This is a genomic window from Saccharopolyspora gloriosae (genome assembly GCF_014203325.1).
GTDB lineage: Bacteria > Actinomycetota > Actinomycetes > Mycobacteriales > Pseudonocardiaceae > Saccharopolyspora_C > Saccharopolyspora_C gloriosae.
The window spans coordinates 4219043-4234768 of sequence record NZ_JACHIV010000001.1 but is presented as its reverse complement, the minus strand read 5'-3'; the positions used below and the strand labels follow the sequence as shown (position 1 = coordinate 4234768).

At 71.3% G+C, this 15726-nt stretch carries 13 protein-coding genes; 11 read left to right on the top strand and 2 right to left on the bottom strand.

Annotation, left to right across the window (positions count from 1 at the left end):
* Positions 1-33 precede the first annotated feature (33 nt).
* On the bottom strand, positions 34-816 hold the full coding sequence (locus tag BJ969_RS18645) for a GntR family transcriptional regulator (protein ID WP_184485472.1): 783 nt from the start codon (positions 814-816) through the stop codon (positions 34-36).
* A gap of 304 nt (positions 817-1120) precedes the next feature.
* Between BJ969_RS18645 and iolC the strand changes: the two genes are divergently transcribed.
* The 4 genes from iolC to iolD all read left to right on the top strand — a co-directional run bounded on the left by iolC (position 1121) and on the right by iolD (position 6063).
* Positions 1121-2083 carry a 5-dehydro-2-deoxygluconokinase gene (iolC, locus tag BJ969_RS18640; protein WP_184480464.1) on the top strand — a complete coding sequence of 321 codons (963 nt, stop codon included), beginning with the start codon at positions 1121-1123 and terminating at the stop codon, positions 2081-2083.
* A gap of 25 nt (positions 2084-2108) precedes the next feature.
* Positions 2109-2990, top strand: a complete 882-nt coding sequence (locus tag BJ969_RS18635; protein ID WP_184480462.1) for a Cgl0159 family (beta/alpha)8-fold protein — start codon at positions 2109-2111, stop codon at positions 2988-2990.
* 52 nt (positions 2991-3042) lie between these two features.
* Positions 3043-3927, top strand: coding sequence for a 5-deoxy-glucuronate isomerase (gene iolB / locus BJ969_RS18630; RefSeq protein WP_184480460.1), 885 nt, complete (start codon positions 3043-3045; stop codon positions 3925-3927).
* Positions 3928-4194: 267 nt separating this feature from the next.
* Complete coding sequence (iolD, locus tag BJ969_RS18625) at positions 4195-6063, top strand: 3D-(3,5/4)-trihydroxycyclohexane-1,2-dione acylhydrolase (decyclizing) (protein ID WP_184480458.1); 1869 nt, start codon at positions 4195-4197, stop codon at positions 6061-6063.
* A 345-nt stretch (positions 6064-6408) separates the two neighbouring features.
* On the opposite strand, the gene BJ969_RS18620 is transcribed toward iolD, so the two are convergent.
* Positions 6409-6591, bottom strand: coding sequence for a PspC domain-containing protein (locus BJ969_RS18620; RefSeq protein ID WP_184480455.1), 183 nt, complete (start codon positions 6589-6591; stop codon positions 6409-6411).
* Between the two features lie 84 nt (positions 6592-6675).
* Here BJ969_RS18620 and BJ969_RS18615 point away from each other — a divergent pair, with 84 nt between their 5' ends.
* From BJ969_RS18615 to BJ969_RS18585, 7 genes are all read left to right on the top strand, one after another.
* Positions 6676-7947 (top strand): hypothetical protein, encoded by a 1272-nt coding sequence (locus tag BJ969_RS18615; protein WP_184480453.1) that lies wholly within the window; start codon positions 6676-6678, stop codon positions 7945-7947.
* Positions 7948-8094: 147 nt separating this feature from the next.
* Positions 8095-9084, top strand: coding sequence for a lysylphosphatidylglycerol synthase transmembrane domain-containing protein (locus BJ969_RS18610; protein WP_343071477.1), 990 nt, complete (start codon positions 8095-8097; stop codon positions 9082-9084).
* Between the two features lie 118 nt (positions 9085-9202).
* Positions 9203-10330, top strand: coding sequence for a DnaJ domain-containing protein (locus BJ969_RS18605; protein WP_184480449.1), 1128 nt, complete (start codon positions 9203-9205; stop codon positions 10328-10330).
* Positions 10331-10475: 145 nt separating this feature from the next.
* A complete protein-coding gene (locus BJ969_RS18600) occupies positions 10476-11423 on the top strand; it encodes an acyl-CoA desaturase (protein WP_184480447.1) in 948 nt (315 codons plus the stop codon).
* 302 nt (positions 11424-11725) lie between these two features.
* Positions 11726-12286: an NADPH-dependent FMN reductase gene (gene ssuE / locus BJ969_RS18595; protein WP_184480445.1), complete on the top strand. Its 561-nt coding sequence runs from the start codon at positions 11726-11728 to the stop codon at positions 12284-12286.
* A gap of 170 nt (positions 12287-12456) precedes the next feature.
* Positions 12457-13764: a hypothetical protein gene (locus tag BJ969_RS18590; protein ID WP_184480443.1), complete on the top strand. Its 1308-nt coding sequence runs from the start codon at positions 12457-12459 to the stop codon at positions 13762-13764.
* 89 nt (positions 13765-13853) lie between these two features.
* Positions 13854-15491, top strand: a complete 1638-nt coding sequence (locus tag BJ969_RS18585) for an ABC-F family ATP-binding cassette domain-containing protein (protein WP_184480441.1) — start codon at positions 13854-13856, stop codon at positions 15489-15491.
* Positions 15492-15726: the final 235 nt, after the last annotated feature.

The following is a 15726-nucleotide window of genomic DNA, read 5'->3' as shown; positions in this document are numbered from 1 at the left end:
TCGGCAGCGGTGCGGCGTGGCGGCGGGTCGCGCTCAGATGTCGCCGCGGAGGGAGAGGTCGAAGGAGTAGCGGGAGGCGCGGTACACGTGCGAGCCGTACTCGACGATCCGCCCGGACTGGTCGTAGGTGGTGCGTTCCATCGTCAGCAGCGCGGCGCCCTCGGGTTCGTCGAGCAGCTCGGCGTCCTGCTTGGTCGCCACGCGGGCGCCGATCGTCTGGCGCGCGGCGTGCAGCGGCACGCCCGCGCCGCGCAGCAGCTGGTAGAGCCCGCGCTCGATCAGCGAGTCGGTCGAGGGGTGGATCAGCTCCGCGGGCAGGAAGTTGTTCATCCGCGCTATCGGCTCCCCGGCGGCGTAGCGGACCCGCTCCAGGTGCAGCACGCTGTCGGTCCGGGTGAGGCCGAGGGTGCCGGTGAGCGCGTCCGGCACCAGTTCGACTTCGTTGACCAGCACGTAGGTGCTGGGTTTCCGGTCGATCTCGGTGAGGTCGTCGAACAGGCTGCTCAGCTCGACGGAGCGCTTCACCTTGTTGAACACGACCTGGGTGCCCGCGCCGCGCTTGCGCACGACCAGGCCCTTGTCGACCAGCGAGCCGATGGCCTGGCGGACCGTCGGCCGGGACAGCCCGAGGTGGCCCGCCAGCTCGATCTCGTTGTCCAGCCGGGTGCCGACCGGGAGGTCGCCGGATTCGATCGCGGCCTCGATCTGGCTGGCCACCTGGTGGTACAGCGGGACGGGGCTGGCGTGGTCCACGGTGACCCGGCTGGCCGGGTTCCAGGTGGACTTCCCGGCCTCGCGTCGGGATCGCTGCTGCATGGAGGTCACGTTCCTTACGGTAGCAAGGTCGGGTGTCACCCATAGGTAAGTATGTCCGGACATGCTATTGACAGGCGGCATTTCGGCCGAGTAGACACGAAATCACAACGCGTGGCCCCGGTGCCCGGTGACGATCCGGATCGCCGCGGCTCGACCCCTCGATCGCCCCACCGGCGGACTCGCCGGTGCCCGAGAACCCCTTCGCCTCCGGAATTCCGGCCGTCGCCGGGCCGTGCGGCGACTTCCAGGAATTCCCCGGCTCCGCGCCGATTCCGCTCCTAGTCCCGTTCGGAGGTCAGAACTGATGGGCATCGCGTTCGACGTCATCACCATGGGCCGCATCGGGGTCGACGTGTACCCGCTGCAGACTGGCGTGCCGCTGTCGCAGGTGGAGACGTTCGGCAAGTACCTCGGCGGGTCGGCCACGAACGTCGCGGTCGCGGCCTCCCGGCTCGGCCGGGCGACCGCGGTGATCAGCCGGACCGGCGCCGATCCGTTCGGCGAGTACGTGCACCGGGCGTTGCGCGAGTTCGGCGTGGACGACCGCTGGGTCACGCCCGTCGAGCGCTATCCGACGCCGGTGACCTTCTGCGAGCTGTTCCCGCCCGACGACTTCCCGCTGTACTTCTACAGATATCCCAAGGCGCCGGATCTGGAGATCCGCTCCGGGGAGCTCGACCTGGACGCCATCGCCCGGGCGCGGATCTTCTGGATCACCGGAACCGGGCTCGCGGAAGAGCCGAGCCGGTCGGCGACGCTGGCCGCGCTGGAACATCGGGCCCGGCGCGGGCACACCGTGTTCGACCTGGACTGGCGCCCGATGTTCTGGGCCGATCACGACGAGGCGACCTCCTGGTACCGGCGGGCGCTGCGGTTCGCGACCGTGGCGGTCGGCAACCTCGACGAGTGCGAACGAGCAGTCGGCACCCGCGATCCGGACGCCGCGGCGGACGCGCTGCTGGCGGCCGGCGTGGAGCTGGCGGTGGTCAAGCAGGGGCCGGCGGGAGTGCTCGCGCGCACCGCCGCCGCCGAGGTGGTGGCGCCGCCGGTTCCGGTCGAGGTCGTCAACGGGCTCGGCGCCGGCGACGCGTTCGGCGGCGCGTTGTGTCACGGGCTGCTCGCGGAGTGGGGGCCGGCGCGCACGATGCGGTTCGCCAACGCGTCAGGGGCGCTGGTGGCGTCGCGGCTCGCCTGTTCGGCGGCGATGCCCTACGCGCACGAGATCGAGTCCCTGCTCGCCGTCGACCGCCCCGGCGTCTCGGGTTGAGCGGCCAGGGTGAAGGGGGGAAATCATGTCCACTGTGGACATTGCTGATCTCACGCGGGTCCGCGCCACCCGCCCGGAGGCGATCCGGGAAGCGGCCGCGGCCCGGCGGCGCAGGCCGCTGCTCGGGGCGAGCGGCAGACTGCTGATCATCGCGGCGGACCACCCCGCGCGCGGCGCGCTGGGCGCCGGGGGTGACGCGCTGGCGATGGCGAATCGCGCGGACCTGCTCGGGCGGTTGTGCACGGCGCTGCGGCGGCCCGGAGTGGACGGCGTGCTCGGCACGTCCGACGTGCTGGAGGACCTGCTGCTGCTCGGGGCGCTGGAGGACAAGGTCGTGATCGGTTCGATGAACCGGGGCGGGTTGGCGGGCTCGGCCTTCGAGCTGGACGACCGGTTCACCGGGCACCGGGCGCAGGACATCGAACGGCTGCGGTTCGACGGCGGGAAGCTGCTGCTGCGCCTCGACTACGCCGATCCGGGCTCGCTGGAGACGATGTGCGGCGCCGCGCGGGCCGTCAACGATCTCGCCGAACGCGGCCTGATGGCGATGGTCGAGCCGTTCCTGTCCCGCCGCGTCGACGGCGAGGTGCGCAACGACCTGTCCGCGGCGGCCGTGACCCGGTCCCTCTCGATCGCCGCCGGGCTGGGCGGCACCTCGGCCTACACCTGGCTGAAGGTGCCGGTGGTCGACGACATCGAACGGATCGGGCAGGTCATGGCCACCACGACGCTGCCGACGGTGCTGTTGGGCGGTGAGGTGTCCGCCGATCAGGACGCGACGTTCGACCGCTGGCGGACGGCGTTGCGGCTGCCGAACGTGCAAGGCCTCGTCGTCGGCCGGAGCCTGCTCTACCCACCCGACGGGGACGTGGCCGCGGCGGTGGACACCGCTGCCGGACTGCTGTGACCGCCGGACGACCGCGATCCGGAGCTCCCGGACAACAAGGACGGAGGAGGAAGTGGTGGCGGACAAGCGTTTCCACCTGCCCGCGGGGGCCGCGGCACGCGGCGAGCACGCGGTGCACGTCGACCCGGACACCGCCGGGTGGGAGTTCTCGTCGTTGCGCGTGCTGAAGCTCGCAGCCGGAGCGGAGCACGAGTTCCGCACCGGCGACGGCGAATGGATCGTGCTCCCGCTCGCCGGCGGGTGCACCGTCCGGTGCGAGGACGGTGACGGCGAGGTCGTGGTGTTCGAGCTCGCCGGGCGCGAAAGCGTGTTCCGCGGTGTCACCGATTTCGCCTACGCGCCCAGGGACGCGCGGGTGCGGATCCGCAGCGCGGCCGGTGGCCGGTTCGCGCTGACGGGCGCCAAGTGCGCTCGCCGCCTTCCCGCGCGCTACGGCGCGGCGTCCGAGGTGCCGGTCGAGCTGCGCGGTGCGGGACAGGCCAGCAGGCAGGTGAACAACTTCGGCGCGGCGCACGTGTTCGAAGCCGACCGGCTGATCGCGGTGGAAGTGCTGACCCCGGCGGGGAACTGGTCGTCGTTCCCGCCGCACAAGCACGACACCGAACGCGACGGCGAATCCCGGCTGGAGGAGATCTACTACTTCGAGATCGACGCCGGAAGCGGCGGCGAAGGCATCGGCTACCAGCGGGTGTACCCGTCCGGGCCGGGCCGGGACACCGACGTGCTGGCGGAAGTGCGCAGCGGAGACGTCGTGCTGATCCCCGACGGCTGGCACGGGCCGTCGATGGCGGTGCCCGGCTACGACATGTACTACCTCAACGTCATGGCCGGGCCCTCGCCGAACCGGGCGTGGCTGATCTGCGACGACCCGGCGCACTCGTGGGTGCGCGAAACCTGGTGGAACCAACCCCTCGACCCCCGACTTCCCTTTTACTGATTGGCCGTCTTCGGTTTGGTCGGGTGGTCGGGTGGCGGAACCTCAGCGTCCTTCTCGCTGCGGGATCTTTTTCCCGAGTGGCTCCGCCACGAGGGAAAAAGCCGTCCTCGCGAGAAGGACGCTGAGAACCCGCGGCGGTGCCGGTTGCTCTGGTGGTCGCTGCTCAGCGGCTTCGCCGCTGACAAGACGAAATGCCGAGACGGCTGATCACTCGGCACGACCAAGCTCCGGGACCGGCTCTAGGTGCTGGATGGGAGAGGGGCAGTGATGAATCCCGGGACGCGGCGGTTGACGGTGGCTCAGGCGTTGGTGCGGTTCCTGGCGCGGCAGCACGCCGAGCGAGACGGCGAACGCGTGCGGTTGATCGCCGGGTGCTGGGGGATCTTCGGGCACGGCAACGTGGCGGGGATCGGGCAGGCGCTGCTGGAGACGCCGGAAATGCCGTACCTCCAAGGGCGCAACGAGCAGGCGATGGTCCACGCGGCGGTCGGGTACGCGCGCCAGCGCGGCAGGCTCTCGACCTACGCGTGCACCACGTCGATCGGCCCCGGTGCCACCAACCTCGTCACCGGCGCGGCGCTGGCCACGATCAACCGGCTGCCGGTCCTGCTGCTGCCGGGGGACGTGTTCGCGACGCGCCCGGCGGACCCGGTGCTGCAGCAGCTGGAACCGCCGCACGCGCGGGACGTGTCGGTGAACGACGCGCTGCGCCCGGTGTCCCGGTACTTCGACCGGATCTGGCGGCCGGAAGCGCTGATCCCGTCCGCCCTGGAGGCGATGCGGGTGCTGGCCGATCCGGTGCAGACGGGGGCGGTGACGCTGGCGCTGCCGCAGGACGTGCAGGCCGAGGCCTACGACTGGCCCGAGGAGTTCTTCGCCGAACGGACCTGGCGGGTGCACCGGCCGCAGGCCGATCCGCGGTCGCTGGACGAAGCGGCCGACCGGATCCGGGAGGCGCGCCGCCCGCTGATCATCGCGGGTGGCGGTGTGCACCACAGCGGCGCGGAACAGGCGTTGGGCGCGTTCGCGGCGGTGACCGGCATCCCGGTGTCGGAGACGCAGGCGGGGCGCGGCTCGCTGCGCTTCGACGATCCGCGCGCACTCGGCGCGATCGGGCACACCGGCACCGCGTCCTCCGACGACACTGCGCGGCAGGCGGACCTGGTGATCGGCGTCGGCACCCGCTACACCGACTTCACGACGGCCTCGCACACCTTGTTCGCGAACCCGCAGGTGCGGTTCGTCAACGTGAACGTCGAGGCCCGGGACGCCCACAAGCAGGCCGCGACGCCGGTGATCGGGGACGCGCGGGCGGTGCTCAGCGGTCTCGCCGAGCGGTTGGCCGACCACCACGTCGATCCGGCCTACGTGCGCGAATACCGCGCCGCCGCGGTGCGGTGGGCCGACGTCGTCGACCGGGCCACCCGGTGCGCCGACGGAGCGGAACGTCCCGGTCAGGCCGAGGTGATCGGCGTGCTCGACGAGGTCCTCGCGGACGAGGACGTCGTGATCAACGCGGCGGGCTCGCTGCCGGGGGACCTCCACAAGCTGTGGCGGGTCAAGCAGCCGAGCCAGTACCACGTGGAGTACGGGTACTCGTGCATGGGCTACGAGATACCGGCGGCGATCGGCGCGCGGCTGGCCGACCCGGATCGCGAGGTGTTCGCGCTCGTCGGTGACGGCACGTACTTGATGTCGCCCACCGAGCTGGTGACCGCCGTGCAGGAAGGCATCAAGATCAACCTGGTGCTGGTCCAGAACCACGGTTACGCGTCCATCGGCGGACTGTCGGAGGAGGTCGGTGCCGAGCGCTTCGGCACCGCCTACCGGTTCCGCGACGAGCACGGCCGGTTCACCGGGGAACCGCTGCCGCTGGACCTGGCGGCGAACGCGCGCAGCCTCGGCGTGGACGTGGTGCGCGCGGACACCGTGGACGAGTTGCGCGAGGCGTTGCGCGCGTCGAGGGCGGCGGACCGCCCGACCGCGGTGTACGTGGAGACCTCGCCGGACAAGGCGCAGCTCCCGCCGGAGGCGTGGTGGGACGTGCCGGTCGCCGAGGTGTCGACGCTGGAGAGCACCCGTTCCGCGCGGGCCGAGTACGAGCGCCGGGCGCGGGAGCGCCGCCACCACCTGTGATGTCGCAGACGCCCCGGCGCTCATGGCGCAACGTCGTTCACCATCACGGCGGAACGGGTTCGTCCTGATCCACCGGAAGACTGCTGATCGCCCTGGACAATCTGAACTCCGGGTCTCGAAATGCGGCGAGGCATGGGCTTATTTCACCCATAGCGGTTACCGTGGTGGTTGCGCCGAACAGAGCTGGCCGTGCCGGTCGCAGGGCGCCACCTCAAGACCGGGCACGGCTGTGCCGGGTGGCCACAAGGGAGGGGCGGTTACGCCGCCTCGGCCGCCCGTGTGGAAAGGCCCGCTGACTTCAGAGTCAGCGGGTTTTTCGCGTTCCAGGGCAGGTCACGGCGTTCGTCACCGCTTCGGCATCAAGATCCACAGCGCGAGGTAGATCAGGAACTGCGGTCCGGGCAGGACGCAGGAGATCACGAACAGGAAGCGGACCAGTCCGACGCTCCAGCCGAAGCGGTGGGCGATGCCGGCGCACACTCCCGCGATCATGGCTCCGCGCCGGGGCCGTTGCAGCGATTTCGTCATGACCGCAGGGTGCCCGCCCGCGCCGCCGCTCACGCCTCCGCTGGATCGGGTGCGGGTCGGCGCGCAGCGTGCTGAGCTGAGCCGATGGCCGGGGAGCAGGTGTCGGAGGCGGTGCTGCAGGAGCTCTACCAGGGTGATCCGGGGGAGTTCGTCGCCGACCGGGACCGCCGGTTGAAGCAGGCGCGCGACGCGGGCGACGACCGGCTCGCGGCGGAGCTCAAGGTGTTGCGGAAGCCGACGACGGCGGCGTGGGCGGTGAACCGGGTCTCGGCCGAGCAGCGGGACCGGGTCGCCGAGCTGGTCGAGGTGGGCGACGAGCTGCGCTCGGCGCAGCGCGACCTGCGCGGCGACGAGATCCGGCGGCTGGATCGGCGGCGCGCGGACCTGGTCCGGGGATTGACCGAGCAGGCCGCGGACGTGGCCTCCCGCGCCGGGAAGCGGCTGGGGGAGCAGGCCCGGCGGCAGGTGGAGTCGACGTTCGCCGCCGCCGTCGCGGAACCGGAATCGGGACGCCGGGTCCAGGCCGGGGTGCTCAGCGGGGCGCTGGCCTACAGCGGCTTCGGGTTGGACGAGCTCTCGGTCGCCGCGATGCGCAGCGCCACGTCGAGCCGTCGGGGACATGACTCGGGGGCACGTCGAGGTGGTCGCCGTCGAGCTCACTCCCGGGCGGAGCGAAGCGAGGCGGGGCGTCCGGGCGCGGACGAGGATCGGGGCGGGAGCGCCGCGCGGGCTCACGACACCGAAGGGACGGATCGCGGCGCGGCGGGGACGCGGCGCGGTGGTCGGCGAACCGCGGAAGCACCTGCCGTCGAGCCCGCGGGGGACCGCACGACCGAGCCGCAGCCCCGACGGGAACGCGCCGAGCGCGAACCTCGGCCGGACCGCTCTGAGCGCGGTACCCGGCCGGAGCGGTCCGGCAAGACCCGGCAGGACCGGACCGATCGCAGCACGCAGCAGGGAAGCGCCGATCGAAAGCCGCCGGTGGACCGTGCCGGCCGAAAGACGAACCGGTCCGGCCGCAAAGCCGGATCGGACCGCCCGGCAAGCCGGAGCCGCGACGTCTCCGAGCGGGCGGAGGCATCGGAACCCGCAGGCCGGACGAAGCGCGCACCGCGCCCGAGCGCCGCCGAGGGCTCAGGGGTGGACGAGGCCTCCGAGGAGCTGCGGCAGGCCGAGGACGCGTTGCGCGCGGCCGAGCAGGAGCGCGATGAGCAGGAACGCGACCGGGATGAGCTCCGCGCCCGCCTCGACGACCTGTCCGCGCGGCTGCGCGACACGACGCGGACCGTGACCAGGGCGCGGCGGCAGCGCGACGCGGCTCGGCGCCGCTACGACTCCCTGCGGCAACGCCGTTGATCCAATGGAACCCGAGGGGACGAACGGTTTCACCGGGAAGTCGGACGCACCTCCGCGTTGATCACGCTTCGTGGCTGCTGGGCTGAGCGGCGACGGGACGGTGGTGCTGCGACGCTGAGTCGGGTGAGGTCCCGTGCGTTCCGGTGGGTGGCTGCGCTGGTGGTGGTCGCGGCGGCCGCCGCGCTGGTGTGGGCGAACCGCCACGAGCTGCCCGCGGCGGGGCGGGCGTTGCGCGATGCCGATCCCGCGTGGCTGGCCGTGGGCGCGGTAGTGCTGCTGATCTGGATCGCGGACTGGGTGCTGCTGCACTTGGCGGCGCGGCGGGTGACGGGAGCGGGTGGCTACCACGAGTTCGCCAGGTTGCTGCCGGTCACGTTGGCGTCGATGGCGTTGAACCTGGCCGTGAAGTCCGGCAACGTCGCGGGCCTGGCCGCGTTCACGCTCGACTCCCGCAGGCAGGGGGCGCGCGATCCGGCCGGGCAGGGGCGCGTCACCGGGGCGTACCTGGCCGCCGCGCAGACGGCCGAGGTGGGTTTTGTGGTGACGCTCGCCGCGGGCCTGGCGGTGGTGTCCTGGGACGGCAGGCTGGAGCGCGCCGAGATCGTCGCGACGGTGTTGTTCTCCGCGGGATTGCTGGTCCGGGTGGTGGCGCTGGTGGCGGCGGTGCGCAGCCGCGAGGTGCTGCGCCGGGTGTGGACGTTGCCGGGCCGCTGCTGGGACCGGTTGCTGCGCCGCCGGCGCGCGGCGCGCGACACGGCGGCGGCGGACGAGTTCTACGACGCGGTGGCGGCGATCCGGACTCGGCCCGCGGCGGCGGTGCCCGCGGTGTGCTTCGCGGTGGCGATCGATCTGCTCGGCGCGGTGGTGCTGTGGGCTTCGATGATCGCGGTTGGGGCGGGGGACCGGCCGCTGGTGGCGCTGGTGGCGTACGCGGTGTCGACGTTGTTCGGCATCGTCGGCGTGCTGCCCGGCGGGATCGGGTTCGTGGAGGTGGGCGCGGCGGCGGCCTTGGCGTCCTACGGGGTGCCGGTGGGGGTGTCGGCGGCGGCGGTGCTGGTGTTCCGGGTGTTCGTGTTCTGGTTGCCGCTGGCGTTGGGCGGGCTGCTCGCGTGGCGGCTGCGCGCGTCACCCGGTTAGCCCAATCGGCGGCGTCACGCGGCCCGCGCGTCACATCTGGTTGATCTTGAAACGCCCGGAACAACTATCATGGCCGCGCGGTCGTGGCAGGCCGATCGCCGATGGTGGACGGAGTTTCGTGCGCGGGGTCGACTATTACGAGCTGCTGGGCGTGGACCGGTCGGCGTCGAGCGCCGAGATCAAGTCCGCGTACCGGACCTTGGCGCGCACCATGCACCCGGACGTCGGCGGCACCGCCGGCACGTTCCGGTTGTTGCAGCAGGCCTACGAGACCCTCAACGATCCGGTGCGCCGCGCCGACTACGACGATCCGCGGGACGAACCGGAACCGGAACCGAGGCCGTCCGGGCGTGATCGCTCGCCGTCGCGGCGCTGGGTGTACCGGCCCGGCAAGCGGCGCGACTTCGGCGACGATCCGAACTTCACCCCGCCCGCGCCGGACCTCGACCCCGCCGACATCCCCTGGTGGGACGAGGTCGATCCGGCGGAGCGGGTGGTGTACCTGCCGGTCACGGCGCCGGACCGGACTCCGGCGCTCGCGCTGGCCGGCGGCTGGGTGCTGCTGGCGGCGACGGGACTGCTGGTCGGGTTGAGCGGAGTGCTGCTCGGCGTGTGGCTGGCGATGCTGGTCTCCGCGGGGGTCGTGGTGCTGGTGCTGCTGCGCCGCCTGCTGGAGGCGCGCCGCACGGACCGGCTGTTCGAAGCCGAGAACCGGGGCCGCGTGTTCGGCGGCACCGCGGAGGAGGAGGTCCCCGCGGACGAGGCCGTCAAGCAGCGTTCCGCCGAGTTGCTCGCCGATCACCTGACCCGGATGCCGGGGGTGCGGATCTTCCACGGGATCGCCTGGCCGGGCTCGGTGTTCGCCGACATCGATCACGCGGTGCTGTGCGGGCGGCGGCTGGTGCTGGTCGAGTCGAAGCGCTGGCTGCCGGGGCACTACGAGGTCGACGAGGACGGCGAGGTGTGGCGCAACGGCCACGTGTTCCGCGGCGGCACCACCCGGCTCGCGAACGGAGTGGCGGCGTTCGAGGCGTTGCTGCCGGAGGTCGAGGTGCGCGGCGTGCTGCTGCTGTACCCGAACCGGGCGGGCGAGGTCACGGTGGGCGAATCCGATGCGGACGCGCCGGTGGAACCGCTGACCCCGGAGGGCTTCGTTCGCGAGGTGGGCGAGTGGCTCGCCGAGGAGCCGGCCGCCGTCGATCGCGACGCGTTCACGATGGTGCTGGCCCAAGTGGTGACGCGCTGAGCCGCGTGCCACGTCGCCCGATCGGCCCTGATCAGGCGAAATTCACCATGGTGTGAGGTGCGGTTCGTTGCTCAGCGGCTCGGGTACCTGAAGTGTGGGGCGCACAGCCGATCCGAGCCCCCGCCAGATTCGAGGTTCTCGCGCGATGGTCACCACTGAATCCGCCGCGACCCGGCAGGGGCGCTCGCCGCTGTTGACCGGGCGTCGTGGCTGGGCCCCGCAGCTGTCGGTCTACGTGTTCATCCTGGTGCCGTTCCTGGCGTTGCTGGCCGCGGTGCCGCTGGCGTGGGGCTGGGGGCTGAGCTGGCTGGACCTGGGGCTCGCGGCCGGGTTCTACGTGCTGACGATCCTCGGCGTGACGGTCGGCTTCCACCGGTACTTCACGCACGGCGCGTTCCGTGCGAAGCGCGGGCTGCGGATCGCGCTGGCGGTGGCGGGCAGCATGTCGGTGCAGGGGCCGGTGATGCACTGGGTCGCGGATCACCGCAGGCACCACGCCTTCTCCGACCGGGAGGGCGATCCGCATTCGCCGTGGGCGTTCGGCACCTCGCCGATGGCGTTGGCGCGGGGGTTCTGGCACGCGCACATGGGCTGGCTCTTCGAGCGGGACCTGACGAACCGGGAGCGGTTCGCGCCGGACCTGATGGCCGACCGCGACATCGTGCTGGTGCACCGGCTGTTCGGGCCGTTGACGTTGCTGACGTTGGCGCTGCCCGCGGTGGTCGGCGGCGCGGTGACGGGGACCTGGTGGGGCGCGTGGACGGCGTTCTTCTGGGCGGGACTGGTGCGGGTGGCGTTCCTGCACCACGTGACGTGGTCGGTGAACTCGATCTGCCACATCATCGGGGAGCGCCCGTTCCAGAGCCGGGACAAGGCGGCGAACTTCTGGCCGTTGGCGCTGCTGAGCATGGGTGAGTCCTGGCACAACCTGCACCACGCCGATCCCACGTGCGCGCGCCACGGCGTGCGGCGCGGGCAGATCGACATCTCGGCGCGGGTGATCTGGATGTTCGAGCGTTTCGGCTGGGCTACGCACGTGAAGTGGCCGACGCCGCGCAGGCTGGCCCGGTTGAGCCGGGGCGCGGAGGACTGAGGTTCCGGCGCTCGATTCCCGGTTCCGCGCGTTGGGATTCGCGTCCCGAGTCGTTGACACCCCGTTCGTGGCGGTGTTGCGATGGTTCCGTGCTCCCGGCCCTGTTCACCAAGCGTCGTCACGTGGATCTGCTGCGTGTCGTCGCACAAGGGTGTCGCCCCAGCAGCTGAGCCGGTCGTCGCGCGCCGTCGCCGCGGGTGAGCGAATCTCCCCGCACGTCCACTGTGGATTCACCTGGTGGTTCGGCCGCGCCCCGGTCTGATTCCGCTCGAATCGGCCACATTCCCGTGAGGAGAACGCGCGTGTCCACCGTCCTGGTCATCTCCGGCAGCCCTTCGAAGACGTCGAAGACCGAACGCGTCGCAGACCACCTCGCCCGCAGGCTGACCGCCGCGGGCCGCCAATCCGACCACCTGCGGCTGCGCACCTTGCCCGCTGAGCCGCTGCTGGGCGCCGACACGACGGCGCCCGAGATCGCCGAGGCGATCCAGCAGGTGCACCGCGCCGACGGCATCGTGCTGGCCACGCCGACCTACAAGGCTGCGTACTCCGGGCTGCTCAAGGTGTTCCTGGACCTGCTGCCGCAGTTCGGCTTCAGCGGCAAGGCGGTGCTGCCGCTGGCCACCGGCGGCAGCTTGGCGCACGTGCTGGCGCTGGACTACGGGCTGCGCCCGGTCGTGAGCTCGCTGGGCGCGCGGCACGTGGTGCAGAGCTTCTTCCTGATCGACAAGCACCTGACGGTGACCGGCGACGACCTCACGATCCACGAGGACAGCTCCGGCCCGCTCTCGGACGTCCTGGAGCAGTTCGAGAAGGCCCTCGACGGCGTCCCCCACGGCACGGTCCTGGGGCGCACGGCGTAGTTCGAGGTTCGCGGGCGCCCGGGGAGGTTCCGTGGGGCGGTAAGGGCAGCCGCGCTGCCCGCTACGGGGGTTCCTCGGGCCTGGCGGTGCACGCGGCGGGCAGGGAAGGCTGATCGATCGAGCCGCGGTGGGTGTGGTCCGCCGTCGCCGAGCTCAGCCGAGGAGGCCAGATGCGCGCCTTTTCCCGCGATTCCCGCGAAGCGGAGTTCCGCAGGTCGCCGCGCCCGACGCGCGGTGGCCCGACGCCGAACGCCGAAGAGTCCGCGTTGCTGGAATTGCAGCGGACGGTGGGGAACGCGGCGGTGGCGAAGCTGCTCGCCGACCGCGCGCGGCATTCCGCTCCGCCCGGGGCGAAACCGCGTCCCGCCACGTTTCGGGGAGCCCGCGTCGGAAGTGGCGCGACGACCGCGCGGCCGGTGCCCGTTCAGCGGTCCGCAGTGGTGAACGGGCAACCGGTGACGGTAGGTGACCCGCGCCTGACCACCGACAAGATGATCGAATGGGTCCAAGATCAGTCGCGGCGCGAGTACGAGTCGATGAACGAGTTCGAGCAGCACGCTGCGGAGAACACCGACTACCTGGGCAACATGCCTTCGGGACAGTGGGTTCGGTTCTCCCGAACGGGCATCAACGTGCTGGGAGAGCGGCACACCGGCGTCACCTTGCCGGACATGCTCAAAGTGGTTTCGGGGAGAACACCGCCCGGGTACTTGTACGAGCCGTTCAGCACCGATGACTTCAGCCAGGAGCCGCGTACCGAGGCCGCCTACCGGGCCGGGTTGGGTGAGGTTCGCGGCAAGTTCGAGGTGGGGGAGGATTTCGACTGGCGTCCGCATGCGCTCGAATCGTTGTACCCCAAGATGGGGGAGACGATGAGCATGCTCCTCGGTTACTTGGAATCGGACAGGCTGCGCGAGATCTCCGAAAGTGAAGATGCGAGTTATCTGGGACGGGCTGCGGCGCGTTTCTTGAAGATCGCCTGGGCGTATGGCAAGGACGTGCAGAACGATGGGCATCCCAAGGACGCCAGGAAGAAACTGGCGAAGCAGCGAAACAGGCCCGGCGGCGGCGGGCTAAAGCGCGGGGTTAAGGGGGACAAGATTGATTCCTTCCTCGCCGACATGCCGACGGGTGCGAACCTCGCGAACCACCTGCTCGCAGACGAGGGCAAGCGGTATCAGAACCCGGTGCGTTCGTACGTGGCGGCACTCGTGGAGGAACTGAGCGAACGAGGCGCGGCAGGGGATGCCCCCAGCGGTGGCGGGCAAGGGGGGCCTGAGGGAATGCGGAAAGCCTTCCTCGGTCAGCGGAACACCGGCATGGCGGACAGGGTGCGCGAGGTCGGCGGCGTCAGATACGTCGGTGTCGGTTCTGAGCACCTCGATCCGGTCAGGGAACTTCTGATCCGAGGGCCCGGGGAGTATCACTTCTACCAGCTGACCGACGAAGGTCCGTACGAGCTTTACCAGCTGTATTGAGGAAATGGCCGCATCCGGCCAGGTCCGCTGAGCGTGGGCGCAGGTGCTGAAAGATCCTTGCTGACCAGGGCACTAGGATCGGCATCCTTATGAGCGCCACACTCGTCGTGAAGGAGCTCGCCGCGGGTCATGGCGAGCGGGTCCTGTTCTCCGGTCTTGATCTGGTCGTCGCGCCTGGTGACGTGGTGGGGCTGGTCGGGGTGAACGGCGCGGGGAAGTCGACGTTGCTGCGGATGCTCGGCGGCTTGCTGTCCGCCGAGGCGGGGTCGGTGCGGTTGAGCCCGCCGACGGCGACGGTGGGACATCTGCCGCAGGAGCCGGATCGGATTCCCGGCGAGACGGTGCACGGGTTCTTGGAGCGGCGCACCGGGGTCGCGGCGGCGCAGCGGGAGTTGGACGCGGCGACGGAGGCGCTCACCGAGGAACGTCCCGGTGCGGACGACGAGTACGGCACGGCGTTGGAGCGGTGGCTCGCGCTGGGCGGCGCTGATCTGGAGGAGCGTTCGGCGAGCGTCGTCGCGGAACTGGGCTTGGAGGTCGCGCTCGACCAGCCGATGACGAGCTTGTCCGGTGGGCAGGCGGCGCGGGCGGGCATGGCGTCGCTGCTGCTGAGCCGCTACGACGTGTTCCTGCTCGACGAACCCACCAACGACCTGGACCTCGACGGCTTGGAGCGGTTGGAGCGGTTCGTCTCCGAGCTGCGCGCCGGAACGGTGCTGGTCAGCCACGACCGCGAGTTCCTGGCCCGCACGGTGACGCGCGTCGTGGAGCTGGACCTCGCGCAGCAGCAGGTGCGGTCGTTCGGCGGTGGTTATGCCGCGTACCTGGAGGAGCGCGAGGTGGCGCGCAGGCACGCGCGCGAGGAGTACGAGGAGTACGCGGACACGCGCGCGTCGCTGGAGGCGCGGGCGCGTTCGCAGCGGTCGTGGATGGAGAAGGGCGTGAAGAACGCCCGCCGCAAGGCCGCCGACAACGACAAGGTGGGCCGCAAGTTCCGCAGCGAGGCCACCGAGAAGCAGGCGTCGAAGGCCCGCCAGACGGAGCGGCTGATCGAGCGCCTCGACGTGGTGGAGGAGCCGCGCAAGGAGTGGGAGCTGCGGATGAGCATCGCCGCCGCGCCCCGCTCGGGTTCGGTGGTGGCGACGTTGCACGGTGCCGTGGTGCACCGGGATTCGATGACGCTGGGGCCGGTGGACCTGCAGATCGACTGGGCGGATCGGGTGGCGATCACCGGGGCGAACGGTGCGGGCAAGTCGACGTTGCTGGCGGCCCTGCTGGGCAGGCTGGAGCTCGACGGCGGGCGCGGGTCGCTCGGGTCCGGGGTCGTGGTCGGTGAGGTCGATCAGGCGCGCGGCTTGTTCTTCGGGGCGGAGGCGCTGCTGGACGCGTTCGGCGCCCAGGTCCCGGAGTGGCCGACGGCGGAGGTGCGCACGCTGCTGGCGAAGTTCGGCCTGCTCGCCGCGCACGTGCTGCGCCCGGCGGACACGCTCTCGCCCGGCGAGCGAACGCGGGCCGCGCTGGCGCTGTTGCAGGCGCGCGGCGTGAACCTGCTGGTGCTGGACGAGCCGACGAACCACTTGGACCTGCCCGCGATCGAGCAGCTGGAGTCGGCGCTCGACTCCTACGAGGGCACCCTGCTCCTGGTCACCCACGACCGCCGCATGCTCGACGCCGTGCACGTCACCCGCCGCCTGCACATCGACGACGGCCGAGTGACCGAGTCCTGACCGACCTCCGATCAGCGCCCGCGAACCCGTCGCTCCAGGTGAGCACGTCCACGTCACCGGCGAAGCCGAATCCTCGCGGCCGAAGGCCGTGCCTGATTCGCGAAGCGAATAGCCCACGTCGAGAAGCCGACCACCGGCGGGTTCTCAGGTGTCTTCTCGCGAGGACGGCTTTTTCCCTCGTGGCGGAGCCACTTGGGAAAAAGATCCCGCAGCGAGAAGACAGCTGAGGTTCCGC